27 protein-coding genes and 1 other RNA gene are annotated in these 23,916 nt (G+C 67.0%); 15 read left to right on the top strand and 13 right to left on the bottom strand.

All coding sequences use genetic code 11. From position 1 onward, the window contains the following. Positions 1 to 2: 2 nt before the first annotated feature. Both cysQ and glmM read right to left on the bottom strand, forming a co-directional pair. Positions 3 to 797 (bottom strand): 3'(2'),5'-bisphosphate nucleotidase CysQ, encoded by a 795-nt coding sequence (cysQ, locus tag L2D00_08360; GenBank protein ID WBQ11861.1) that lies wholly within the window; start codon positions 795 to 797, stop codon positions 3 to 5. Between the two features lie 30 nt (positions 798 to 827). Next, positions 828 to 2,180: a phosphoglucosamine mutase gene (gene glmM, locus L2D00_08355; protein WBQ11860.1), complete on the bottom strand. Its 1,353-nt coding sequence runs from the start codon at positions 2,178 to 2,180 to the stop codon at positions 828 to 830. A gap of 135 nt (positions 2,181 to 2,315) precedes the next feature. Between glmM and L2D00_08350 the strand changes: the two genes are divergently transcribed. The 5 genes from L2D00_08350 to L2D00_08330 all read left to right on the top strand — a co-directional run bounded on the left by L2D00_08350 (position 2,316) and on the right by L2D00_08330 (position 4,714). Next, the gene (locus L2D00_08350) at positions 2,316 to 2,675 is read left to right on the top strand and encodes a hypothetical protein (GenBank protein WBQ11859.1); all 360 of its coding nucleotides are present in this window, start codon (positions 2,316 to 2,318) and stop codon (positions 2,673 to 2,675) included. Next, complete coding sequence (zapA, locus tag L2D00_08345; protein WBQ11858.1) at positions 2,672 to 3,043, top strand: cell division protein ZapA; 372 nt, start codon at positions 2,672 to 2,674, stop codon at positions 3,041 to 3,043. Before L2D00_08350 ends, zapA begins: the two co-directional genes overlap by 4 nt. A 34-nt stretch (positions 3,044 to 3,077) precedes the next feature. Next, a non-coding RNA gene (gene ssrS, locus L2D00_08340) (6S RNA) lies at positions 3,078 to 3,237 on the top strand. Between the two features lie 32 nt (positions 3,238 to 3,269). After that, complete coding sequence (locus L2D00_08335; GenBank protein WBQ11857.1) at positions 3,270 to 3,845, top strand: 5-formyltetrahydrofolate cyclo-ligase; 576 nt, start codon at positions 3,270 to 3,272, stop codon at positions 3,843 to 3,845. A gap of 98 nt (positions 3,846 to 3,943) precedes the next feature. Continuing rightward, complete coding sequence (locus tag L2D00_08330) at positions 3,944 to 4,714, top strand: ferredoxin--NADP reductase (GenBank protein ID WBQ11856.1); 771 nt, start codon at positions 3,944 to 3,946, stop codon at positions 4,712 to 4,714. 20 nt (positions 4,715 to 4,734) lie between these two features. On the opposite strand, the gene L2D00_08325 is transcribed toward L2D00_08330, so the two are convergent. Beyond that, positions 4,735 to 5,043 (bottom strand): type II toxin-antitoxin system RelE/ParE family toxin, encoded by a 309-nt coding sequence (locus L2D00_08325; protein ID WBQ11855.1) that lies wholly within the window; start codon positions 5,041 to 5,043, stop codon positions 4,735 to 4,737. Beyond that, on the bottom strand, positions 5,040 to 5,291 hold the full coding sequence (locus L2D00_08320; GenBank protein ID WBQ11854.1) for a ribbon-helix-helix protein, CopG family: 252 nt from the start codon (positions 5,289 to 5,291) through the stop codon (positions 5,040 to 5,042). Before L2D00_08320 ends, L2D00_08325 begins: the two co-directional genes overlap by 4 nt. A gap of 143 nt (positions 5,292 to 5,434) precedes the next feature. Here L2D00_08320 and fsa point away from each other — a divergent pair, with 143 nt between their 5' ends. Next, a complete protein-coding gene (fsa, locus tag L2D00_08315; protein WBQ11853.1) occupies positions 5,435 to 6,091 on the top strand; it encodes a fructose-6-phosphate aldolase in 657 nt (218 codons plus the stop codon). 16 nt (positions 6,092 to 6,107) lie between these two features. Here fsa and L2D00_08310 read toward each other — a convergent pair whose 3' ends face one another. From L2D00_08310 to L2D00_08295, 4 genes are all read right to left on the bottom strand, one after another. Continuing rightward, entirely contained in the window at positions 6,108 to 7,088 is a 981-nt protein-coding gene (locus L2D00_08310; protein ID WBQ11852.1) for an acetyl-CoA carboxylase carboxyltransferase subunit alpha, read from the bottom strand. Positions 7,089 to 7,195: 107 nt separating this feature from the next. Next, positions 7,196 to 8,125, bottom strand: coding sequence for a site-specific tyrosine recombinase XerD (locus L2D00_08305; GenBank protein ID WBQ11851.1), 930 nt, complete (start codon positions 8,123 to 8,125; stop codon positions 7,196 to 7,198). Next, the gene (locus tag L2D00_08300) at positions 8,122 to 9,789 is read right to left on the bottom strand and encodes a hypothetical protein (GenBank protein WBQ11850.1); all 1,668 of its coding nucleotides are present in this window, start codon (positions 9,787 to 9,789) and stop codon (positions 8,122 to 8,124) included. Before L2D00_08300 ends, L2D00_08305 begins: the two co-directional genes overlap by 4 nt. A gap of 1 nt (position 9,790) precedes the next feature. Beyond that, positions 9,791 to 9,931 carry a hypothetical protein gene (locus L2D00_08295; protein ID WBQ11849.1) on the bottom strand — a complete coding sequence of 47 codons (141 nt, stop codon included), beginning with the start codon at positions 9,929 to 9,931 and terminating at the stop codon, positions 9,791 to 9,793. Between the two features lie 115 nt (positions 9,932 to 10,046). On the opposite strand from L2D00_08295, the gene L2D00_08290 reads away from it, so the two are divergent. The 6 genes from L2D00_08290 to L2D00_08265 all read left to right on the top strand — a co-directional run bounded on the left by L2D00_08290 (position 10,047) and on the right by L2D00_08265 (position 17,278). Then, the gene (locus L2D00_08290; protein WBQ11848.1) at positions 10,047 to 10,607 is read left to right on the top strand and encodes a shikimate kinase; all 561 of its coding nucleotides are present in this window, start codon (positions 10,047 to 10,049) and stop codon (positions 10,605 to 10,607) included. Further along, on the top strand, positions 10,604 to 11,707 hold the full coding sequence (aroB, locus tag L2D00_08285; protein ID WBQ11847.1) for a 3-dehydroquinate synthase: 1,104 nt from the start codon (positions 10,604 to 10,606) through the stop codon (positions 11,705 to 11,707). Before L2D00_08290 ends, aroB begins: the two co-directional genes overlap by 4 nt. After that, positions 11,704 to 12,996 carry an HlyC/CorC family transporter gene (locus L2D00_08280; GenBank protein WBQ11846.1) on the top strand — a complete coding sequence of 431 codons (1,293 nt, stop codon included), beginning with the start codon at positions 11,704 to 11,706 and terminating at the stop codon, positions 12,994 to 12,996. Before aroB ends, L2D00_08280 begins: the two co-directional genes overlap by 4 nt. A 402-nt stretch (positions 12,997 to 13,398) precedes the next feature. Further along, positions 13,399 to 13,968: a thioredoxin family protein gene (locus tag L2D00_08275; GenBank protein ID WBQ11845.1), complete on the top strand. Its 570-nt coding sequence runs from the start codon at positions 13,399 to 13,401 to the stop codon at positions 13,966 to 13,968. Next, complete coding sequence (locus L2D00_08270; protein WBQ11844.1) at positions 13,965 to 14,783, top strand: PhzF family phenazine biosynthesis protein; 819 nt, start codon at positions 13,965 to 13,967, stop codon at positions 14,781 to 14,783. Before L2D00_08275 ends, L2D00_08270 begins: the two co-directional genes overlap by 4 nt. A gap of 515 nt (positions 14,784 to 15,298) precedes the next feature. Next, positions 15,299 to 17,278, top strand: a complete 1,980-nt coding sequence (locus L2D00_08265) for a methyl-accepting chemotaxis protein (GenBank protein WBQ11843.1) — start codon at positions 15,299 to 15,301, stop codon at positions 17,276 to 17,278. Positions 17,279 to 17,522: 244 nt separating this feature from the next. Here L2D00_08265 and fliP read toward each other — a convergent pair whose 3' ends face one another. Both fliP and L2D00_08255 read right to left on the bottom strand, forming a co-directional pair. Next, on the bottom strand, positions 17,523 to 18,320 hold the full coding sequence (fliP, locus tag L2D00_08260) for a flagellar type III secretion system pore protein FliP (GenBank protein WBQ11842.1): 798 nt from the start codon (positions 18,318 to 18,320) through the stop codon (positions 17,523 to 17,525). After that, positions 18,317 to 18,703 (bottom strand): flagellar biosynthetic protein FliO, encoded by a 387-nt coding sequence (locus L2D00_08255; protein ID WBQ11841.1) that lies wholly within the window; start codon positions 18,701 to 18,703, stop codon positions 18,317 to 18,319. The genes fliP and L2D00_08255 overlap by 4 nt, the downstream gene beginning before the upstream one ends. Before the next feature lie 167 nt (positions 18,704 to 18,870). Between L2D00_08255 and flgB the strand changes: the two genes are divergently transcribed. From flgB to fliE, 3 genes are read left to right on the top strand one after another with little or no spacing between them, the layout of a single operon-like run. Continuing rightward, the gene (gene flgB / locus L2D00_08250; protein WBQ11840.1) at positions 18,871 to 19,281 is read left to right on the top strand and encodes a flagellar basal body rod protein FlgB; all 411 of its coding nucleotides are present in this window, start codon (positions 18,871 to 18,873) and stop codon (positions 19,279 to 19,281) included. Between the two features lie 24 nt (positions 19,282 to 19,305). Continuing rightward, entirely contained in the window at positions 19,306 to 19,719 is a 414-nt protein-coding gene (gene flgC / locus L2D00_08245) for a flagellar basal body rod protein FlgC (protein ID WBQ11839.1), read from the top strand. Between the two features lie 10 nt (positions 19,720 to 19,729). Further along, positions 19,730 to 20,035: a flagellar hook-basal body complex protein FliE gene (gene fliE / locus L2D00_08240; GenBank protein ID WBQ11838.1), complete on the top strand. Its 306-nt coding sequence runs from the start codon at positions 19,730 to 19,732 to the stop codon at positions 20,033 to 20,035. Between the two features lie 20 nt (positions 20,036 to 20,055). On the opposite strand, the gene L2D00_08235 is transcribed toward fliE, so the two are convergent. The 3 genes from L2D00_08235 to hemN form a co-directional block, all read right to left on the bottom strand. Beyond that, entirely contained in the window at positions 20,056 to 21,036 is a 981-nt protein-coding gene (locus L2D00_08235; GenBank protein ID WBQ11837.1) for an aspartyl protease family protein, read from the bottom strand. Between the two features lie 51 nt (positions 21,037 to 21,087). Next, the gene (gene tldD, locus L2D00_08230; protein ID WBQ11836.1) at positions 21,088 to 22,500 is read right to left on the bottom strand and encodes a metalloprotease TldD; all 1,413 of its coding nucleotides are present in this window, start codon (positions 22,498 to 22,500) and stop codon (positions 21,088 to 21,090) included. Positions 22,501 to 22,572: 72 nt separating this feature from the next. Next, the gene (gene hemN / locus L2D00_08225) at positions 22,573 to 23,913 is read right to left on the bottom strand and encodes an oxygen-independent coproporphyrinogen III oxidase (GenBank protein ID WBQ11835.1); all 1,341 of its coding nucleotides are present in this window, start codon (positions 23,911 to 23,913) and stop codon (positions 22,573 to 22,575) included. Positions 23,914 to 23,916 lie beyond the last annotated feature (3 nt).

Here is a 23,916-nt window from a genome sequence, read left to right as displayed (position 1 = left end):
GTTCACCGCGGCCCGTGCGCCCAGGCCACAAACGGCCCATTGAGATAGTCGGTTTCGGTCTTGCCGTAGAGGAAGGGGCCGCCATCGGGGCGGGTCACCGCGCCACCCGCGGCGATCAGCACAGCATGACCCGCGCCGGTATCCCATTCCCTGGTCGGACCAAAGCGCGGATAGACATCGGCTGCGCCCTCCGCCACCCGGCAGAATTTCAGCGAGGACCCGGCGCTGACCGTGTCGGTCACACCGAGCTTGTCGGCAAACGCGCGCGTCTCCGCGTCGGCATGAGACCGGCTCATCACCGCCGTCAGACCGCCCGCGGGCGCAGGGCGTGTCCGGATGGGTTGTGCTGTAGCCGGATCAAACGCCACGCCCGGCGCCAGGGACGCCGATGCCGCGCTCGCGCCCCCCAGCCAGATCCGCGACAGGGCCGGGGCATAGACGCATCCGGCGACAGGCACGCGGTCCCGGATCAGCGCGATATTGATGGTGAACTCACCGTTTTTGTTGATGAATTCCTTTGTGCCATCGACCGGATCGACCAGTATGAACTCGCCCGCGATATCCGGGCGCAGCCCGGCCTCAAAGCTTTCCTCGGCCAGCACCGGCACGCCGGGCAGGGCACCGGCCAGCGCCTGCACGATCACATCCTCGGCCCGCCGGTCCGCTTCGGTCACGGGCGAGCGGTCGGCCTTCTGATCGGCGCTGAAGTCGGTGGCATAGACCTCCATCACCGGAATGGCGGCGCGTGCGCAGATGTCGGCAAAGACCCGGGCGAGCCGGTCCGTTTCAGTGGTCATGGAATTCCCCCCCCGGTGATGATCGATGCGTCAGGCGCGTGCCGCCGCGGTGACGGCGGCGCAGATATCGTCCACGACATTCACGACCAGCTTGCGGTCGCCCTCGGCCATGACGCGGATCAGCGGCTCGGTGCCCGATTTGCGCACCAGCAGCCGGCCCTTGCCATTGAGCCGGGCCTCGCCGGCTGCGATCGCGGTCTGTACCGCCTCGGCGCCCAGCGGATCGGCCCCGGGCGCATAGCGCACATTCTTCAGGATCTGCGGCGCGGGCGTGAACACGCGCAGAAGCTGGCTCGCCTTCTTGCCGGAGCTGACGAGCAGCGACAGCACCTGCAGCGCAGCGATCAGCGCATCGCCCGTGGTGGCGTAGTCGCTCAGCACCAGATGGCCGGACTGCTCACCACCCAGATTAAAGCCGCCTGCGCGCATGGCCTCGACCACATAACGGTCGCCCACTTTGGCACGCTCCATGGTGATCCCGGCGTCGGCCAGGGCCTTTTCCAGACCGATATTGCTCATCACCGTAGTGACGACCGTGTCATGGGCGAGGCGTCCCGACGCCTTGAAGGCCAGGGCGATCAGGCCGATCAGCTGGTCGCCATCTATGATCCGTCCGGTCTCGTCAGACACGATCAACCGGTCGGCATCGCCGTCAAAGGCGATACCGATATCGGCGCGGTATTTCAGCACGTGCTCGGCCATGGCGCCGGGGGTGACCGCGCCGCAATCTTCATTGATATTGAAGCCGTTGGGCGCGGTGTTGATCGGCACCACGTCGGCTCCCAGCTCCCACAAGACCCGCGGGCCCACCTTGTACGCCGCGCCGTGGGCGCAATCGACCACGATGCGAAGGCTCGACAGGCGCATGGATCTCGGGAAGGTCGCCTTGACGATTTCCATATAGCGCGCCGCGGCGTCATCCACCCGCTTGGCCCGGCCCAGATCGGCGGGTGCGGCCAGCGCCTCGGCCGGGTCGGCCTCCATCAGCGCCTCGATCTCCAGCTCCGCCGCATCGCCCAGCTTGTAGCCGTCCGGGCCGAACAGCTTGATGCCATTATCCGAGTACGGATTGTGCGAGGCGGTGATCATCACGCCCAGATCAGCGCGCAGCGAACGTGTCAGCGTGGCCACCGCCGGGGTCGGCACCGGACCGAACAGCGACACATCCATGCCCGAACTGGTGAAGCCGGCGGTCAGCGCGTTTTCCAGCATATAGCCCGACAGGCGCGTATCCTTGCCGATCACCACCGAATGGCGCCCGCCATTGGACCGGCGGAAATAGCGTGACGCCGCCATGCCCAGGCGCAGCGCGGTTTCAGCCGTCATGGGAAAGCTGTTGGTTTCGCCGCGCACGCCGTCCGTGCCGAAATAGCGCTTGCTCATGGGGTGCTCCGCCGATGATGGCCCAGGGCCCTGTGACTGTTATGGACGACCCGCAAGACCGGCGCCAGTGGCGGGTCTGCATGCGGCCCTCACGCATCGCTTGAACTTTCCCCCGCAAAAGCGGATTTTGTATCCATGAGCGAGCCGGTCCCCGCCGACGATGATGATGTGCTGGCCGATGCGGCCGCGCGCCTGGAGCGTGCCGCGGCGGCCGCCGCCGCGCGCATGGACGATCTGGTGCGCCGCGCCAGCGCTGCAGGCGATGAAGCCCATGCGGCACGAAACTCCGATGATGACCGCGCGCGCCTGGCCGACGCGCTGGATCAGGCGCGTGGCCGCGAGGCCGAGCTGACCGAGGCGGCACGCGCGGCCGGTGCCGCGCTGGACGGCGCGATGGCGGAGCTGACCGCGCTGCTCGCCGGTGGCGGACCCGGTGGCGGACCCGATGGCGGACCCGGCGGCGATGACGACGGCGACCAGGAGGACGAGGCGTGAGCAAGGTCACGATTTCCCTCAATGGCCGCGCCTTCACCATCGGCTGCGAGGAGGGCCAGCAGGCCTATCTGCGCGAGCTTGCCACCCATCTTGACGGGCATGTGCGCGAGCTGGCCGAGCGCGTGGGCCAGATCGGCGATGTGCGCCTTCTGCTCATGGCCGCCCTGATCGTGGGCGATGAATTGCGCGAGGCTCAAGGCCGGGTCGAGGCCCTGGAAGAAACCCTGACCGACACGCGCGGACGCCTGTCCCAGGCCGAGGCGCGCCGCCGCGCCGACCGGGCGCGGGCCGCCGAAGCCATCAACGCCGCCGCCGCCCGGCTGGAGGCATTGGCCGCCGAATCGCCCAATGATGAGGAAGACGCTTGAGCCGCGACCGGTTCAGGCCCATCTTCATGAGTGGCGGTCGCTCGTTCGTGCGCCAGGCCTTAACATCCCGAGGACCTTACCTCTCTGTGAGGGAGCTACCTCTGGCGCGGACCGTGGTCCGTGTCACGCGGCGCCCACCTGATTTATCAGGTCATCAGGGACGGAAAACGGTCAGCGGCGAAACCGGCACCGCCACTTATATCGCTTGTACCGCATGGAGCCGGCCATGCTGATGCACTGGCGCAAGCAGCGCGCGCGCGCCGCCGCGCTCAAACGCCGGGCTGCTGCTCACGCCAGCGATCCCGAGGCGGGCCGCCGCCTGGCGCATCACTTCCCCGATTGTCTCTGGCCGAAACTGCACAGCGTGGTGGCCGGCTATCACGCCGTGCGCGGCGAGATCGATCCCGCCCCCCTCATGGAGACGTTCTGGTGCGAGCAGGCGCGTCTGGCGCTGCCCTGCGTCACCGCACCGGACGCGCCGCTGGTGTTCCGCGCCTGGGCACCGGGCGATGCGCTGGAGCCGGGCGCCCACGCCATCCCTGCGCCGGGCCCACGCGCGACAATTCTCACCCCCGCCCTCGTGCTCGTGCCCCTGCTGGCCTTTGATCATCTGGGCCGGCGCCTGGGCTATGGCGGCGGGTTTTACGACCGCACCATCGCCGCCCTGCGCGCTGCCGGAGACGTGCAGGTGGTGGGCCTCGCCTACGCCGCCCAGCGCCTCACCCGCGTACCCAGCGCCGCCCACGACATGCGCCTGGACTGGATCATCACCGAGCATGGCGCGCTGAAAGCGGGCGGATGACCCCCTGCGACACAGTGAGGCGGTTGGCAACAGCGCGGCGCGCGCCGTAAAACCACCCATAGCGGGGAACTTCCCAGACAAGACCGGAAGGATGGGCGATGGCGGCGGTGACGGAACAGACGGTGTTGTCGGTGCGCCATTATACCGACCGCCTCTTCGCCTTCCGCGTCACCCGTCCCCCCAGCTTCCGTTTCCGCTCGGGCGAGTTCGTGATGCTGGGGCTGATGATCGACGGCAAGCCGCTCCTGCGCGCCTATTCCATCGCCAGCCCGTCCTGGGACGAGGAGCTGGAGTTTTTCTCCATCAAGGTGCCCGGCGGCCCGCTCACCGAGCATCTGCAGCATATCGAGCCCGGCGACACGATCCTCCTGGGCACCAAATCGGTCGGCACGCTGGTGCATGATGCGCTTCTGCCGGGCGAGCACCTCTATCTCCTCTCCACCGGCACCGGCATTGCGCCCTTCGCCGCGGTCGTGCGCGATCCGGAGACCTATGAGCGCTTCTCCAAGGTGATCCTCACCCATACCTGCCGCGAGGCGGCCGAGCTCACCTATGGCGTGGAACTGGTCGCCGCGGCCAAGGCCGATCCGCTGGTGGGCGAAATGGCCACCGCCCAGCTGGTCCACTACCCCACCACCACGCGCGAGCCCACCGCCCGCATGGGCCGCATCACCACCCTCATCGAAACCGGCGAGCTGTTCCGGGATCTGGGCGTCGCCCCCTTCGATCCGGCCCGCGACCGGGTGATGATCTGCGGTTCCATGGAGATGCTCGCCGACCTCAAGACCCTGTGCGAAGCGGCGGGCCTGGAAGAAGGTGCCAATTCACGCCCCGCCCACTACGTGGTGGAAAAGGCGTTTGCGGGGTAGGGGGCTGTTGGGTGCATCGGTCAGCGCCCCTGCATTCGCCCGGCCAACGCCCGCACCAGATCGCGTGCGGTGTGGAATACGGCAAGGATGGTGACCGTGTCGGGGCCGGCCTCGTAGACTATGAGATAGGGCAGATCCGCGATGCTGAGCTCGCGCGTGCCGGGACAACGTCCTGGGCGGCCAAGGGCTGGAAATTCGGTCAGGCTTTGCGCGGTGCGCACAACCTCCCGGAAGACGCGTTCGGCGGCGGCGGGATTGTCCAGGGCGATATAGTCTACGATCCCTTCAAGATCGCGCGCAGCCGGCTCAGCGAAAACCAGCCGCTTCAATCGGACCAACCATGCTTGGCTTCGATCCGGGCGAACGCCTCTTCAGCGGGAATAATTTTGCCTTCGCGAGCGGCGGCGATGCCCTCTGCGATCAATTCCATCTGCCACACATTGGCTTCCAGATACTGGTCGATGGCCTGATTGACGATGTAGTTGCGCGACCGGTCCATGGCGCTGGCCAGTGCATCGATCTCGGCGACCTTGGCTGTGCGCACGGTAATCGGTTCGGATGGGACCGGCTTGGCCATGATGTGCTCCCTTGTAATTAGATGTAATTATATCCCCACTCGTCGATGGGACCAAGATCAAGCCGCCACCCCCCATTTGCCAAATCGTCACGCTCTCCCGATAAGACGGGGCTCGTAACGCCCCCCGCGCGATGGAGCCCGCCATGCAGATTTTTCTCGATACCGCCGATACCAACGAGATCCGCGCGCGCGCCCATTCAGGCCTGGTGGACGGGGTGACGACCAACCCGTCCCTGATCGCGGCCTCGGGCGCGGAGATTTTCGGGCGCATCGCCGAGATCTGCGACGTGGTGGACGGGCCGGTCAGCGCCGAAGTGGTGGCCACCGACTTTGAGGGCATGTTGGCCGAGGGGCGCAAGCTGGCGGCCATCGCGCCCAATGTGGTGGTCAAGCTGCCGCTCACCGTGGACGGCCTGAAAGCCTGTCACATCTTCGCGGGCGAGGGCGTGCAGACCAATGTCACGCTCTGCTTTTCCATCAATCAGGCCCTGCTCGCGGCCAAGGCGGGCGCCAGCTATATCTCGCCCTTCGTGGGCCGGGTGGAGGATATGGGCGGGGACGGGCTCGACCTCCTGATGGGCATTCGTGAGGTCTATGACCAGTTCGGCTACGAGACCGAAGTGCTGGCGGCGAGCCTGCGCTCGCCCGCCCATGTGGAATCGGCCGCGCGCATCGGCTGCGATGTGGTGACCATCCCGCCCAAAGTCTTCGACGCCCTGATCCGCCACCCGCTCACCGATGCCGGGCTGGAGGCGTTTCTGGCCGACTGGAAGAAGACCGGGCGCGGCGGGCTGGTTTAGGGGGCTGGTCTAGGCTTTACGCCTCACCCAGCGTGCGGCCAATGGCCAGGAAGCGCTCGCGGCGGCGCTTGCGAATCTCAGCCGGGTCGAGGCCATCCAGATTGGACAGCGCCGCCTCGATGGCGTCGCCGACGCGCGCAATCGTCCCGGCCCGGTCGCGATGGGCACCGCCCAGCGGTTCGGGGATGATGGAATCGATGATTTTCAGCTCGATCAGGTCCTGGGCGGTGATCTTCATTGCCATGGCGGCATCGCGCGCCTTGGTGCCGTCGCGCCACAGGATCGAGGCGCAGCCTTCGGGCGAGATCACCGAATAGATCGAATGCTCCAGCATGATTACGGTATTGGCCGAGGCCAGCGCCACCGCGCCGCCCGATCCGCCTTCACCCGTGATGACCGAGACCAGCGGCGTGCCCAGCGTCAGGCAGCGCTCGGTGGAGCGCGCGATGGCTTCGGACTGGCCGCGCTCTTCGGCGCCCACGCCGGGATAGGCACCGGCCGTGTCCACCAGCGTGATCACCGGCAGGCCATAGCGCTCGGCCAGATCCATCAGGCGGATCGCCTTGCGATAGCCTTCGGGCCGCGCCATGCCGAAATTATGCTTGATGCGGGTCTGGGTGTCGTGGCCCTTCTCATGACCCATGATGACCGCCGGACGACCCTTGAAGCGGCCCGTACCACCGATAATGGCGCAGTCCTCGCCAAAGCGCCGGTCGCCGCTGAGCTCTTCAAAATCACTGACCAGCGCGTCGAGATAATCGCCCAGGTGCGGGCGCTCGGGATGGCGTGCGACCTGGGTCTTGCGCCACGCATCCAGCTTTGAATACAGGGTTTTCAGCTGCTCGGCCGACTTCTGGCGCAGCTTGGCGACTTCCTCGGCGGCGTCGGGCGCATCGGCGCCGCTGCGCGACAATACGCCCTGCAGCTCCTCGATCTTGGCGTCGAGCTCGGCGATGGGGCGTTCGAAGTCGAGATAGGTGCGGGTCGGGTCAGACATGAGCCGTCCTGGAAAGCGCTGAAACAGATAAGTGCGTGCAAACTATAGCCCGCTTGCGCCAGGCGCAATCGCTGCACGCGGCGGGCGTTGAGGGGGCCGGGCGCGCCTTACTCGGCCTTGCGCGCCAGCGGATGCGCGTCGTGGATGAGGCGCGTCAGCCGCTCCTCCAGCACATGGGTGTAAATCTGCGTGGTGGACACGTCGGCGTGGCCCAGCAGGAGCTGCACGCTGCGCAAATCCGCGCCATGGGCCAAGAGGTGCGTGGCGAAGGCGTGGCGCAGCACGTGGGGGCTGACGCGCTCGGGATCGAGCCCGGCGCCCAGCGCGATCTCCTTGAGCACCTGGGCGAAGCGTTCGCGGGTCAGATGCCCGGCCGCACCGGTGCCTGACGGGAAAAGGTGACGCTCGGCCTTCGCCCGCGTGGGTGCGGCCTTGCCGGGCAGGTGCTCGGCGCGCACCCCCTTGTAGGCGGCGACCGCCTCCAGCGCCGCATCGGTCAGCGGGACCAGGCGCTCGCGCCCGCCCTTGCCGGTGATGATCACGCAGCGCTCGGCGCGGGCAAACGCCGCCAGCGGCAGGCCCACCAGCTCGGTGACGCGCAAGCCCCCGGCATAGAGCAGCTCCAATAACGCCCGCGCCCGCACGCCATTGGCGCCGGGCAGGGTCTCTGCGGCGTCAAACAGCGCTTCGACATCGGCCTCGCTGAGCACTTTGGGCAAGGGGCGCGGCAGTTTGGGACCGGACAGGCCCGAGGCGGGATCATCCGCGCGCAGGCCTTCTTTCAGCAGGAAACGGTAATAGCGCTTGAGGGCCGACAGGCGCCGCGCAGCCGTCGCCGGGGCCAGCCCGTCCGCGGCGATGCCCGCCAGCAGGGTTTCCAGATCCGGCGTGGACGCTGTCTCCAGCGCCGCGCCGCGGGCGGACAGGCGTGCGGCGGCGTCATCAAGATCGCGGCGATAGGCGTCCAGCGTGTTGCGTGCCGCGCCGCGTTCGGCGGCCATCATGTCGAGAAACAGCGCGATCGAGCGCCCGCTCACGCCGCCTCGTCCAGGATCAGTTCCAGCACGAAGCGCAATGCCTCCAGGCGCAGGCCTGCCCGGTCCAGCGCCAGCGCTGCGCCGGCGCAGGCTTCAGGATCACGCCCGCCTTGCTCGATCAGGCGCGCCGCGTGCAGCTGGGTCTCGCCCTTGGCACCCGCGACTGCTGCCAGCAATGCCGGTACGATCAGCGGCGCCGGCGCGTCAGGATCACGCACCAGCCCGGTCATCGCGGTACGGATGGTGCCGCCATCATCTGCGCCCAGTGCGATCAGGGCAGCGGCCTGGCACAGGCGCGCCGGGCTCGGTGTCTCCATGCGCGCTGCCAGCAGCGCATCAAACCCCGGACCCGTGATTTGCCCCGTGGCCACAGCGCGCGCGAAATCCACCGCCACCAGCACGCGCGGCGGGGGCGGGGTCCAGTCGATTTCCGGCTCCGGATTGGCGCGGGCCGGGGCGTCGGTGTCGATTTCCTCCGGGAAGGCCCGGCCCGGCGGCTTGTCGAAATCGAGCCGGAAGGCGTCCTGCGCCAGCGGGGCGGGCCGCGGCGGTCCGCTCATCAGCGCCTCACGCCAGGCATTGGCAGCGATGATGTCGTCGGCAGCAAGCGCGGCCAGCACGAAGCGCGCGCCATGGGCCAGCGTGTCGCCGGTAATGGGCAGGTCACTGACCTCCATGCCATAAGCGCTGGCGGTCTCCACAAAGCTCCGGTCACGCGCCGCATCAGCCAGCGCAATGGCCAGCGCCTCGGCCGCAATCTCGCGGTCAATATCCTGCTGGATCAGCGCGCCCAGCGCCGCGGCGCGCAGCGGCCCCTCCATGCCTTCAGCCGCCTCCAGCGCCTCGCCCAGATCTGCAGGCAGGGCGACGATCTCGCCCGTGCGTTCGGCGGCACGCTTGAGCCAGCGCGGTGCCGCCTCGCCGGGGATGATGCGGGTGTCGGGTGCCAGATGCTCGGCGATCGCCAGCTGAACCCCGCTCATGGGCGCCGCATTGTCCGGCAGGCCGCGGCCCAGCGCCAGCGCATCGAAGAGAATCTCGAAGGCCGGGTTGGCGGCCTGCCCGCGGGCGAGTTCGGCGCTCAGCTCCGCTGCGGCAATCTGTCCGGCGAAGGCCTGGCACGCTGCGCGCACGCGCAGCCAGTAGGCGGTCTCGCGCCCGTTCTGCAGCGTGTCGGCGATGCGGCATGCCTCGTCCCGCCGCCCCAGTGCAAAGGCGGTCTCGGCATAGAGGCGCGACAAAGCCGCCGATTCGTTCGTGCGCGGCGTGCGCGAGAGCAAGGTGTAAACCGGTTCGGCCCGGCCCGCTGCCAGCGCCCGTCCGGCGCGCCGCGCCGCCAGCTCGGAATCACCGCGCGCGCCTTCAGGCGGCGTCCCGGCGCTCAGCAGCGCGCGCAGGGCCAGACGCGCCGCTGCCGGCGACCGCCAGCCCGGCCCGCCGCTTTCGGGCAGCACGTCGAGAATGGCGCGCAGCGCGCGCGCATCACCCGATGACCACACATCGTCTTCCAGCGTGCCGCCCGGCGCGCCGATCTCGAACGGATCGGCCACCGACAGCTGGCTCACCTCGATGGGCGGGCGGTCCTGCTGGGACAGGGCGGCAGGCGCGGCCAGCGTCAGGGCCATCGCACAGGTCAGGACAGGCGCAACACCCTTCAAGCTCATGTCAGAGCCCCAGCGCGTCGCTGACATCGGTGCGGATTTCGCCAGGTTCCGGCGCGCCGGATTCAGCGATCACCAGAAGGGCCATGAACCCGCCCCCCGCGATCAGCACCACCGCCGCAAGACCCACCAGAAAACCCTTCATAACGCGCCGCCTCCATCGCGAAATCGTACAAGTCTCAATAAAGCAGGAGATTGGGGCGTTTTCCAGACAGGTACAGCGATTGCGGCGCCGGCCTGCGCTGGCGTATAGACACTCCATGACCCAGGCCGATCCCTTGCGCGACCTTACGCGCCCCGTCGTGCTGGTCGGACTGATGGGCGTGGGCAAGACCACGGTCGGACGCCGGCTGGCTGCGCGCCTCAACCGCCCCTTCGTGGACGCCGATGAAGAGATCGAGCGCTCGGCAGGCCGTGCCATCCCTGAGATTTTCGCCGATTTCGGCGAAGAGGCGTTCCGCGATGGCGAGCGCCGGGTGATCAGCCGCATCCTCGAATCGCCCAGACCCATGGTGCTGGCGCTGGGCGGCGGGGCGTTCGTGCAGGCACCGGTGCGCGACGTGGTGAAAGCCACAGCCGTCTCAATCTGGCTGCGCGCCGATCTCGATACCCTGATGGAGCGTGTCGGGCGCCGGCCCGGTGCCCGGCCGCTGCTGGAAACCGAAGACCCGCGCGAGGTGATGGCCCGCCTGATCGAAGCGCGCGCGCCGGCCTATGGCGAGGCGGACATCATCGTGGACAGCGCATCCGGCTCCCATGATGCCACCACCCAGCGCGTGGTTGACGCGCTGCAGGGCTGGATGGAGACGGCGGGCTCATGACCTGCCTCACCGTCACCGTGGCGCTGGGTGCGCGCAGCTATGACGTGCTGATCGGCGACAGCGCGCTGGAAGCGGGCGCGGCCCGGCTGGCAGAACTTTGCCCGCGCGGACGCGCCCTGATCGCCGCTGACCGCAGCGCGCTGGCCGGGCATGCCGGCCGGCTGGAGGGCGTCCTGGCGGGGGCCGGCCTTGTGCCTGTTGTCCATGCCCTTGATGGCGGCGAGGGCACCAAGAGCTGGGCCGGGCTGGAATCGCTGGTCGACTGGATGCTCGATCAGGGCATGGAGCGCGGCGAGGCGCTGATCGCCTTTGGCGGCGGCACGGTGGGCGATCTGGCCGGGTTTGCCGCCTCGATCATGAAGCGCGGCTGCCCCTTCGTGCAAATTCCCACCACCCTGCTGGCCCAGGTGGATAGCTCGGTGGGTGGCAAGACCGGCATCAATACGCGCCAGGGCAAGAATCTCGCTGGCACCTTTCATCAGCCTGCTCTGGTGATTGCCGATACCGGCTTTCTCACGACCCTGCCGGAGCGCGAAAGGCGCGCGGGCTATGCCGAGATCGTCAAGGCCGGGATGATTGCCGACCGGCCGCTGTTCGAGCGTCTGGAGGCGCTGGGCCCCAAAGCCCTGCACGGCGAATCCCTGACACAGGCCATCGCTGGCGCCGTCGCCTTCAAGGCGCGCATCGTCGCGGGCGACGAGCATGAGCGCGGCGCGCGCGCCTTGCTCAATCTGGGCCACACCTTCGCTCACGCCTTCGAGGCGGAAGCGGCCAGGGGCGCGCTGATCCATGGCGAGGCGGTGGCCGCGGGCCTGGTCCTGGCAATGCGCTATTCGGTGCGTCTGGGCGTATGCCCGCAGGCCGATGCCGATCGCGCTGAGGCCCATATCCTTGCCGCCGGCCTGCCCGCGCGCATCGCGCAGCTGCCTGGCGGGCCGTTCGCTGCGGCCCGGCTGGTGGCGCGCATGGGATCGGACAAGAAAAACACCGGCGGCGCCATTACGCTCGTGCTCGCACGCGCTCTGGGTGATGCGTATATCTGGCCCGGCGCGGACCGGGCTGATCTGGAGCGCTTCCTTCAAGAGGAGATTGAACGGTGACGATCGCACTGGAACCCTGGATGATCTGGGCGGGGCTTGTCATCCTCTTCCTGCTGGCGTGCTCGGCCTTCTTTTCAGGCTCGGAGACGGCGCTGACGGCCACCTCGCGGGCGCGCATGCTCACCCTGGAGAAGGAAAAGGATCACCGCGCCGCGCGCGTCAACAGGCTCATCGCCGACCGCGAAAGCCTGATCGGCGCGATCCTTCTGGGCAATAACCTGGTCAATATCCTGGCCTCGTCCATCGCCGCGGCCGTTTTCCTGGCCATGTTCGGCGACGCCGGGGTGCCGGTGGCGACACTGGTGATGACGCTGCTGGTGCTGATCTTCTCCGAAGTGCTGCCCAAGACCTACGCCCTGTCCAACCCGGACCGGCTGGCCCTGATCGTGTCGTTGCCGCTGCGCATCTTCGTGATCGTATTCGCCCCGATCGTGGCGGCGGTGCAGGCGGTGGTGCGCACCACGCTGCGCCTCCTGGGCGCGCGGGTGGAGGGACCCGTGCTGTCGGCGCGCGAGGAAATTCGCGGCCAGATCGATCTGCACCACCAGGAAGCCTCGCTGGTGAAATCGGACCGCGACATGCTCGGCGGCGTGCTGGATCTGGGCGATCTGAGCGTCGTGGACATCATGGTCCACCGCAAGAATTTGATCATGCTCGATTTCGATGCGCCCAATAATCTCATCGTGGAGATGGCGCTGCACAGCCCGCACACCCGGTTGCCGCTCTATCAGGGCGATACCGAGAATATCGTCGGTGTGCTGCATGTGCGCGATCTGGCCCGCGCCCTGCGCCAGGCGGGCGGCGATCCCGAAGGCCTCGACATCCAGGCCATCATGCGCGAGGCCTGGTTCGTGCCCGAGACCACGCCGGTGCAGGACCAGCTGTCGGCCTTCCGCTCCAAGCGCGAGCATTTCGCTCTTGTGGTGGACGAGTATGGTGCCCTGATGGGCGTGGTGACGCTGGAGGATATTCTTGAAGAGATTGTCGGCGAGATCCAGGACGAGCACGACGTCACGCCGGCGGGCGTGGCCCGTACGGCGGACGGTTTCGTGCTGGTCGACGGGGCGACCCCGATCCGCGATGTGAACCGGGCGCTGGACTGGGATCTGCCCAATGAGGAAGCGGTGACCATCGCCGGTCTGGTGATCCACGAAGCCCAGACCATCCCCGAAACCGGTCAGGTTTTCCGCTTCCACGGCGTGCAGTTTGAAATCCTCGAACGCAAGCGTAACCAGATCACCCGCCTGCGCCTGAAGGCCGATCCGGGGCAGAGCGATGCGGCGCTATAGGGGTCTACAGGGGAGGGCTATCGCATTTGAGCGTTGAGCCCTTTTTCCCTCCCCTTGAGGGCAGGGCAATCGAATTGGGACCGGGTCCGGGTGAAGACGGCACTGTCCGCTCTCCCTCCCCCACCGGGGGAGGGCCGGGGTGGGGGGCGCGCCACTTCAGAACCCTGACGCCACCCCGCACCGCCGCATACCCCACCCCAACCCTCCCCTCAAGAGGAGGGAGGGCTGACAAGCCCGGGTTAACCCTAATCCGGCAAACCCGGTCCAGTTGCTTCAGGAAGGGCGATAATTGAGTTTTGCTAAATTGCGGGTGAGGTCGGCTCGCCTTGTTATGGTGCGGCGCACAGTTAGGTGAAACGGGATGACCAGGCCGCGCTGCGGCCGTTTCCCGGAGACCGCGCCATGCGCCTTGCCGTGCCCGCCTTGCTCGCCCTGACCCTCACCCTGGCCGCTTGCGGCGGCGATACCGGAGACCGCGTCATCGAAACCCCCGCCCTTTCTGACGAGATCACGTTCGAGATCCCGGACAATGCCTACGCCAGCGCCCCGCCGGCCATGGCCGCGCTGGACGCCGCGTTCGAAACCGCGGCGCGCCAGAACAAGCGCGTGCTGGCGATTTTCGGCGGCGACTGGTGCCCCGATTGCCGGATTTTCGGCGGCATGCTGACCATTCCGGCAATGGCCGAGTTCATTGATGCCCATTTCGTGGTGGTGAAGATCGACGCTGAACGCACCGGCCAGACCAATGCCGGTGCCATCGCCCGCTTCGGCTATGATGAGGGGCTGACCGGTTATCCCACCGTCGTGGCGGTGACCGCGGATGGTGAGGTGGTCAACCGCGCCAGCGCCGCCGAATGGCGCACCGCCCGCGACCGCCGCCCGCAGGAAGTGGCCGACTGGCTCGCCGCCCTGATCACCGTGCCCGTGCCCGCAGACGCCGGCCGGGTGGACACAGGCTCAGGTGGCGCATGATCGCCCTGCCATACGCAGAACTGCACGCCTTCCCCGACGGCGACGCGCCCCATACCGGCAATCCGGCCGGCGTGATGGTGCTGACCGCGCCTTTGAGCGATGCGGACCGGCTCGGCATCGCCTCGTCCAATAATCTGTCCGAGACGGCCTTTCTGGAGGCCTCCGGCGAGGCGGACCTCTGGCGCCTGCGCTGGTTCACGCCGGGCGTGGAGGTGGATCTGTGCGGCCACGCCACCATGGCCAGCGCCGTCTGGCTGTTTGAAGAGGGCCATGTGGGGGGCGACATCGCGCGCTTCGAAACCCGGTCCGGCATATTGAGCGTCACCCGCGCGGGCCCGGACCGCTACGCCATGGATTTGCCGGTGATCGGTTTCAAGCCCGCCGACCCGGCGGCCGGGGCGGTCGCCGCCCTGGGCGCCGGCGCGCCGCAAGCCGCCTTCGACATCGAGCGCGTCCATGGCGCGCGCTATCAGATGCTGGTCTTTTCAGATGAAGCGACCGTGGCGGGCCTTCGCCCCGATATCAGCGCGCTCAAAACCGCCGGCCTCAATGTCATCGCCACCGCGCCAGGCACCAGTGCCGACGTGGTCTCACGCTTCTTTGCCCCCGCCAGCGGCGTCGACGAAGACCCCGTCACCGGCTCGGCCCACGCCACCCTCGCCCCCTACTGGGCACAGCGCCTGGGCCGCACCACCCTCACGGCCCGCCAGATCGGCCCCCGCCCCGGCGCGCTGGAGATGACCCTGGGTGACAATGGCCGCGTCACGCTGACGGGGACGGCCAAGCGCTATCTGGATGGAGTGGTGAGGGTTTAGGGGTTTTCCCGTTCCTTGTTGGGGCGGCGGTGCAGACAAATTCTTCAGACGGTCACCGGAGCTTTCTGGCTGCGTCCCATCGGGAATGGCAGCCATTTGTAATGCGATTTTTTCTCGCCCAAGCAGATCAGGTCGGTCCCCATAAGGAGCACATCTTTGTGTACGGGATGCAAATCCGGCCTCACATTGGCATTGAAAAGCCCATTATCGAGGCCTGGTTCCTTGTTAAGCCATGTACGGAAAGCTGCGCCTCAAAGCAGGAAGGCGTTCTGTGAGTGCGCTTGTCAGGCTGGATTGGAAGCCGGCTCTGAGGGGGCGATTTGGTTTGCCGTTGTCCCGACGCTTTTCTGTCTCTGCGCGCAGTCTGATCTTAAATAAATATAATAGTAACGATAGTCTATATGGGCCGCTTTCGCATAGATTGCGTCATGTACATTAAAAAATTTAACACAGCTATTAATAGTCCATATACCGATCATTCATAGAAGCGGAGCGAACTTGCAAGGAGTGGGTTTATGAGTTCGTTTCGTTTCGGAATTCCGCAGCGCGTAGCCGCTGGCTTCGCCGCAGTGCTTGTTGTCATGATCGGCCTTGTGGCTGTCTCGATCAATCGTGTCGGCTCGATGGAGCGGCATTTGACCGAGATCAACGAGGTCAACAGCGTTCTCCAGCGCTACGCCATCAATTATCGCGGCAGCGTGCATGACAGGGCCATCGCCATTCGCGATGTCGTCCTTCTTGAGAACGTCAGGTCCCGCGCCGAGCAGGTGCGCCTGATCGAAACTCTGGCGTCCGACTACGCGACCAATCACGCCGCGATGTCACGCATGATCGGTGAACTGGGCGCTGACCCGGCGCAGGCTGCGGCCCTGGCCGATATCGATCGTATCGAAGCCAGAACCAACCCGTTGGTGGCCCAGATCATCCAGCTGCGGGGCACCGGTGATGTGGAGCGCGCCAGCACCTTGCTTATGGGCGAGGCAAGCCCGCTGTTTTCAGAGTGGCTGGCGGCGATCAACCGGTTCATCGACCATCAGGAAGCGCTCAATCAGAACGTCGGCGGAACCCTCCAGGCGGAGGTGGCCGTTTTCTCGATGATCACGTTGGGAACCTTGCTGTTTGCCGGCATTGTCTCGGTGCTGGTCGGGTGGGCGGTGTCGCGGTCTGTTGCACGGCCGGCTCGCCGCCTGAGCGATGCGATGATCAGCCTGGCCAAGGGTGACCTCAAGGCCGTTGTGCCCGACACGGATCGCAATGACGAGATCGGCGACATGGCGAAGTCTGTTGCTGTGTTCAAGGATGCGCTGATCAATCAGCGCCGTCTGGAAGGCGCGCAAAAGCAGCAGGCCGATCTGGACCGTCTGCGCCAGACCCAGCTTGAAAAGCTGATCGCGGAATTCCGCAGCCAGATATCCCTGGTGATGGAAACGATGAATGGCGAGGTGCGTTCGACTGACGCGGCGTCCTTGAAAGTCAGGTCTGCGACAGCAGAGGCCACGGCCAATGCGGACGCATCCAATGTGGCGACCGATGAAGCCTCGAGCGCTGTGGCGTCTGCTTCCGCTGCGGTTGAGGAACTGGTCAGCTCGATTTCGGAAATCGCCCGGCAGACAGAGACCGCGAACAAGGTTGCCCGGGAAGCCGTGCGTGTCGGCAAGATCGCTGAGGCAACGGTGAAGGAACTGGAGACCGCCGCCGACCATATCGGTCAGGTGGTCGGCCTGATCAATGATATCGCCGAGCAGACCAATCTGCTGGCCCTGAATGCGACCATTGAAGCGGCGCGGGCGGGCGAAGCCGGCAAAGGGTTTGCTGTCGTGGCAAGCGAGGTCAAATCCCTGGCGCAACAGACCTCGAAAGCAACCGGTGAAATCTCGTCACAGATTGAAGCGGTTCAGGATCGCACGTCCGGTACGGTGAAGTCGCTGCGCGACATCATGGAGGCTGTAGCGCGTGTCGAAGAATTCAGCGGCGCCATTGCAACCGCAGTCGAGGAGCAGACTGCGGTGACAAACGAAATCGCCAGTTCGGCACAAGTCGCCGCCATTGGCACCACCAAAGCGGCCCAAACGACACGGAACGTGCGCTCCAATATCTCCGAAACCTCGCAGCAAGCGACGGATCTCAAGACGGCGTCCGGTAACCTGACCAAAGCAAGCTCGGCGCTTCAGGACACAATTGACGCCTTCCTGTCCAATGTGTCTGCGGATGCTGAAAATCGCCGCCGTGAGATGCGGATGCCCCACCAGGAAGTGGTGGTCACGTGCGCCAAGGGCGACGTGCGCAAGTCGACGACGGCCGATATCAGCCGGACGGGCGTTCAAATTCTGGGCCTGAAAGATCTGGGCCTGGGCGCGCCGGTACGTATTGACTTCAGTGACGACATCTCGGCAACCGGCGTTGTTGTGCGCCATAGCGAGACCGGTGTCGGCATCGAGTTCGACAAGGTGCTTTCGCGCCTTCCGAACGGTTACGAGGACGCGATTGCAGCGTAGTCTGCGAAGACCGGCCTCGTGGCGGCTCTGCGGTCTGGAGCCCTGCCGCTGCCTTGACTGCCGCGGTGCCCGGTCTTGCGACGATTGAACAGGCATCCCGCCGCGATGAACCCCGCGCCTGGAAAAGGCGCGGGGTTCATGCGTTGTGCCGCTGAGCGCTCATCAGGTCTTGCGAAGCCAGGCGCATGGCGGACGGCGGGGTGATCGGCCGCACGCATGTCGGCAAGGTCCGGACACGCCCCGGCTACCCTGGCGGCGGCACGACACTCAGATCAAAGCTCTGCACCAGCGAGCCGACCACCAGCCGCCAGCCATCCACCAGCACGAAGAAGATCAGCTTGAACGGCAACGAGATCACGATGGGCGGCAGCATCATCATGCCCATGGACATCAGGATGGACGCCACCACCAGGTCGATGATCAGGAAGGGGATGAACAGGAGGAAGCCGATCTCGAAGGCCCGGCGCAGCTCGGAAATCATGAAGGCGGGGGCGACCACCTGGAAGGGCACGGCCTCGGCGGATTCCGGCTCGATTCCGGCGATCGAGATGAACAGCGCCAGATCATCCTCGCGGGTCTGGGCGAGCATGAAGGTTTTCACCGGCGCGGTGGTGGCCGTGAACGCCTCGCCGGTCTCCATCTGGCCGTCGATATAGGGCGACAGGCCCTGCTCCCAGGACTGGGTGAAGACCGGCGCCATGATGAAGGCGGTCAGAAACAGCGCCAGCGAGATCAGCACCGCATTGGGCGGGCTTTGCTGCAGGCCGATGGCGGTGCGCAGCAAGCTCAGCACCACCACGATGCGCACGAAGCTGGTCGTCATGATGATGATGGACGGTGCCAGGCTCAGCACCGTCAGAAGCACGATGAGCTGGATCACCCGCTCGGTCAGTCCGCCGCCTTCCTCACCCAGATCGATGCTGATGGCCTGGGCGTCCGCCGCACCGGTGGCCAACGTCGCAAGAATGAAGCCCAGTGACACATAAAGTGCCGCTTTGAACACATGGACCCACGCGCTTGACCCCGAAAATCCCGGTTTCATGGCTGGCTGTCCCCGGTTTGCGGGGTGGCACTATCCACCTCGCTATCCATGTCCGGCCCCGGCTCTAACACCGGCTCGAACACCGGTTCAAACACCGGCTCGGGCAAGGCAGGGCGGGTGTCGAGCACCGTCTCGCCCGATGCGCCCAGCAGCACCACGTGTTCGATGCCGTCCGCGCGCACGATCACCACGCGCCGGCGCGGATCCAGAAGCAGGCTTTCGCGTATGCTCAGGCGGCGCGCACCACGCGCGGCCTGCAGATTGACCAGGCCGGAAAACCCCGACGGCAGCCAGCCCTTGCGCAGAATCACCCAGAACCCGCCCAGCAGGCCCAGCACCAGAATGAGCGCTGCGAAAAAGCGTATGAAATCAACTTGATCCAAGCCCGCGCCTTGCCGATTGAAGCCTTGCTGCCGCGTCCGCGCTGTCCGCGCGCGCGTCACCGTAGCATCAAGCCCTAGCGGGAGTCGGGCGTTCGGTTAAGCCTGTCTTAACCGGTGCAGGAGAGGGTTAACGTTACAGTCAAACTCCAGAACGGAGCGAGGCGCTCATGCGCTCAGACGACATTCCGCTTCTGTCCATGTTGCGTGAGGCGATGGGCTTCCACGCCGCGCGTCAGCGCACGCTGGCCCAGAACGTGGCCAATGCCGACACGCCCGGCTTCACGCCTTCGGACCTGTCGCGCGCCTCGTTCGAGCAGGCGCTGGAGGGACGCGCACGCCCGAGCCCCGGCCTGCAGCGCACCGATGCGCGCCATATTGCCGGCCAGGCAGACGCTGCAGGCCGTTTCCGCACCGAGCGCACGCCCGACACCGAAACCACCGCCAATGGGAATTCGGTGGTGCTTGAAGAACAGATGGCGCGCGCCAGCGAGACGCGCATGCAGTACGAAACCGCCGTCAGCCTGTACCAGAAAAGCCTGACACTGATCCGCATGGCGGCGCGCGGACCCGGCGCTTAAGTACCTGACAAGGAGGTCTGATTCATGGACCGCTCCCACGACGTTCTGCACATCTCCGCCTCGGGCCTGCGCGCGCAATCGGCGCGCATGCGCATCATTGCGGAGAACCTTGCCAACGCCGATTCCGCGGCCCAGACGCCCGACGGCAACCCGTACCAGCGCCAGATCCCGGTCTTCCGTGCCGAGCTGGATCGCGAGACCGGCGCGCAGGTTGCCCGCATGACCGATGTGCGCCTGGACGACCGCGATTTTCGTTCAGTCTACCAGCCCGGCCACCCCGGGGCCGATGACGAGGGCTATGTGCGCTACCCCAACGTCTCCTCGCTCATCGAGCTGATGGACATGCGCGAGGCCCAGCGCAGCTATGAAGCCAATCTCACCATGATCGAAGGCTCGCGCCGCATGCTCGAGCGCACCCTCGATCTGCTGCGCCGCTAGGAGTTAACCCATGGACCTCGCCGCTCTCCGCGCCTACGCCCAGGCGGCCCAGGCCGCCAGCGGTGCCGCCGCGCCCGCGCCTGCGCCCACGGGCGAAACGGGCGGTTTCGCCAACCTTGTCACCGATGCTGTCAACACGCTGCAATCCAGCGTATCCGCCGCCGAGACCCAGTCCTCCCAGGCCGTCCTCGGCCGGGCCGAACTGACCGACGTGGTCACCGCCATGGCCGCCGCAGAGGTGCAGCTGGAAACCGCCATCGCCGTGCGCGATCAGGTGATCCGGGCCTATCAGGAAATCATGCGCATGCCGATCTAGGGCCGGTGCGCACCGCGCCGTCACCGCCCGGGCCGTGGCAGGCCCGGGTGATAGCCGGTTTGGGGCGTGTCCTCTAATAGGCGCCGGGGGCGGCGGCGCGGCGAGTAGTCCTCGGGACATGAGAGCGCCGCCGTCCCGGGGTCGATGCGGATCGTCCGCGCGTCTCCCTCGACCGTGACGATGGTGTGTTGCAACAGGTCGAGACCCAGCACCATGGCGGGCCGGTCGCGCCAACCCAGCGCGCGGAAAATGTCCACATCAGCCTGAACGGCCCTCATCGAGCGGACGCAGACGCCGCCAATGCGCAAACGCTCCAGCCGGGCGCGCTCGTCGACATCGGCGCTGGGTGCGGATCGGGTGATGCCGCTGACGCGCATGCGCGTCACCGGTTCGCGGACAAGCCGCCGCGCCAGCGCCGAATTGATCATAGTGAACCCCGATCCGGTATCGACCAGCACCATAACCGGTTCGCGGATGCCATGGACACGCGCCTCCATGACCGCAACGCCGTGCACCGGATGAATGCGCCCGTGGGCGCTGTCCAGGGCCGCGACATCAAACACGATTTCGCCAGCGGGAAAGTCCAGCCGCACGCGCTCGCCCGCCAGCGCGTCGAGGCCAATGAGCCCCTGAATCTCGCCGCCGATCACATCGGCGACCACCGCGTTGATACCGTCAGCACGCGCCGGTCCGAACCGCATAGCGGCGATTTCCAGCCGCTCCTCCAGCGTTTCCGCCGTCAGGGTCTGGACCGGGTGCAGATGCTCGCGCGTGGAGATGAAGCCCAGCGCCTCGGCCACTGGCCGGGCGAGCGTCGTGTGGCTGGCGCCGGTATCGATCATGAAAGGCCAGGGGCCTCCACCGGCAATGCTCACATCAATGAGGAACTGGCCGCTGGAGGCGCGGGCCAGCGGCAGGCGGGTGTCCGGTGCGCCGCCCGCTTGCGCGGCTGCGGCGTAAAGACTGAGCGTACTCAGCAGGGTGGCCAGCATGGTGGTCATGCCCTCTACTCCGGATCTGCCCCCGCATCCCGAAGCTAAACCTAGACGTCTTTACCCCGCGCCGCCAAGCGTCAGGCCCTCCACGCGCAGGGTCGGCTGGCCGACGCCCACGGGCACGCCCTGGCCGCCCTTGCCACACATGCCCACGCCGGAGTCCAGCGCCATGTCATTGCCGATCATGGTGATCTGCTTGAGCGCCGCCGGGCCGTCCCCGATCAGGGTGGCGCCCTTGATGGGCTCCATGATCTTGCCGCCGCGCACCCGGTAGGCCTCGGTGCAGCGGAACACGAATTTGCCAGACGTGATGTCCACCTGGCCGCCACCGAAATTCTTGGCGTAGATGCCGTCCTTCAGGCTTTCCAGTATCTCGCCTGGATCGTGGGACCCGTTCTCCATGATGGTGTTGGTCATGCGCGGCATCACCGGATGGGCATAGCTTTCGCGCCGGCCGTTTCCGGTGGGGGCCATGCCCATCAGCCGGGCGTTCTGCCGGTCCTGCATATAGCCGCGCAGGATTCCATCCTCGATCAGAACCGTGCGCGAGGTGGGTGTGCCTTCATCATCAAAGGACAGCGAGCCGCGCCGGTCAGGGATCGTTCCGTCATCCACGATGGTCACGCCTTTGGCCGCCACCTGCTGGCCCAGCTTGCCGGCGAACGCGCTGGTGCCTTTGCGGTTGAAGTCGCCTTCCAGGCCGTGACCCACTGCCTCATGAAGCAGCACCGCGGGCCAGCCCGGCCCCAGCACCACCGGCCATTCGCCCGCCGGGGCATCCACGGCTTCCAGATTGACGTGCGCCACGCGCAGCGCCTCGGCGGCCAGGCCCTTCCAGCTTTCGGGTGCCAGCCAGTGCTCGAACGCCGCGCGGCCGCCTGCGCCGGCCGATCCGGTCTCGCGCCGGCCGTCGCGCTCACAGGTCACCGACACATTCAGGCGCACCAGCGGGCGCACTTCGGCGCGCACATCGCCGCCCGACCGCACGATGGCGATCACCCGGCGTGACCCGGTCAGCGAGGCCGACACCTGCACAACGCTGGAATCCTGCGCGCGCACCCAGGCATCGATTTCCGCCAGCAGGGCCGATTTGGCCTCGAAGCCCGGCTCGGCGATCACATCCACATCGTCATACAGGCGCTGGTTGGCGCGCGCGGGCGGCGGGGCCATTACCGCGTCACGGCCCTTGCGGGCGGCGGACGCGGTCTCGGCGGCGCGCGTCAGCGCGGCCAGGCCCGGATCGCTGGAGTGGGCGAACCCGGTGGTCTCGCCAAACACGGCACGCAAGCCGAAGCCGCGCTCGGACGAGAAATTGGCGATCTTCAGCCGGCCATCATCAAAGGCGAGCGATTCCGAGGCCGAGGTCTCCAGAAACAATTCCCCGTCATCCGCGCCCGCCAGCGCATGGTCCAGCACCCGGGCCGCATCGGCGGCATCGAACTCAAAGGCGGCGAACGCATCTGTGGTCATGTCGGCTCCCGGCGTCTGTGTCTTCTCCAGAGATAGCCGTTCGGGTGCCGGCTTGCGAGGGGGCGGGTGTGTTCAGACCGAAACCGAGTGACGCGCCACGCTGGCGGGCAGGTAGGCGTCGAACGCCGCCGCCGCGAGCCGGGCGAGTGGGCGGTAGCCCGGCGCGATCCGGATGCGGCCGCCCTCAGGCACGACAATGCCTGCCTGTTCCAGCGCACCCAGATCGGCCTGGGGTTCAGGCAGGCCATGGCCTGCGGCGATAGCGGCCGGGTCGGCTTCCAGAAACGTCATGATCTGCTCGATCACCGCCCGGCGCAGCCGGTCGTCCGGCGTCACCGCCACGCCCCGCCGTGCGGTGAGGTGCCCGGCCTCCACCGCCTGCCCCCAGGCGCGCACATCGCTGTGGGCCTGCACATAGCCCTGGGGCAGGGCGGAGATCGCCGAGGCTCCCAGGCCCAGCAGCGTGTCCGAGGGATCGGTGGTGTAGCCCTGGAAATTGCGCTTCAGCGTGCCCGCCGCCAGTGCGCGGGCCATGGCGTCCTGGGGACGGGCATAATGGTCGATACCGATGGCCTGGTAGCCTGCGGCCCGCAGTGCGCTCTCCATGGCGTCGGCCTGATCCAGCCGCCCGCGCGCATCGGGCAGGTCCGCGTCATTGATCAGGCGCTGATGGGCCATCATGTGAGGCACATGGGCATAACCGAACACCGCCAGCCGGTCGGGCGCCAGGTCTGCGGCGGCTTCGGCGCTGGCGCGCGCGCTGGCTGTGCTCTGGCGCGGCAGGCCGTAGAGCAGGTCGATATTGATCGCGCTCACCCCGGCCTCGCGCAACCGGTCAAAGGCGATGGCCGCCAGCTCCCAGGGCTGGATGCGGTTGATCGCCGCCTGCACCGCCGGATCGAAGCTCTGCACACCGGTGGAGGCGCGGGTGAATCCGTTGCGCGCCAGGCCCAGCGCATCCGCCCGGGTGAAATGGCGCGGATCGATTTCGATGGACAGCTCGGCCCCGGGCAGAAACTCAAAGCGCGCCCGCACCGCGTCCATCAGCGCGCTGATCTGGTCCGGGGAGAGAATGGCGGGCGTGCCGCCGCCCATGGCGAAGTGGGAGAGGGTCATCCGCCCCGGCAGGCGCGAGGCCATCAGGTCCAGCTCTGTGAGCAGGCGTTCGAGATACGCCGTCACCGGCTCGGCGCGCGTGGTCGCGCGGGTGTTGCAGCCGCAATACCAGCACAGCGACCGGCAATAGGGCACATGGACATAGAGCGAGACCGGCCGGGCCGGGTCCAGCACGCCCAGCCAGCGCGCCAGCGTCTCGGCGTCCACGCCCTCATGGAAATGCGGCGCGGTGGGGTAGCTGGTATAGCGCGGCGTGCGCGCCTGGGCGTGGTGCAGGATGGTGTCGCGGCGGCTCATGAA

The organism is Hyphomonadaceae bacterium BL14 (genome assembly GCA_027627705.1).
Taxonomy (GTDB): domain Bacteria; phylum Pseudomonadota; class Alphaproteobacteria; order Caulobacterales; family Maricaulaceae; genus Oceanicaulis.
Note: the sequence above shows the minus strand (reverse complement) of the source record. Positions and strands in the feature narration are given on the sequence as shown.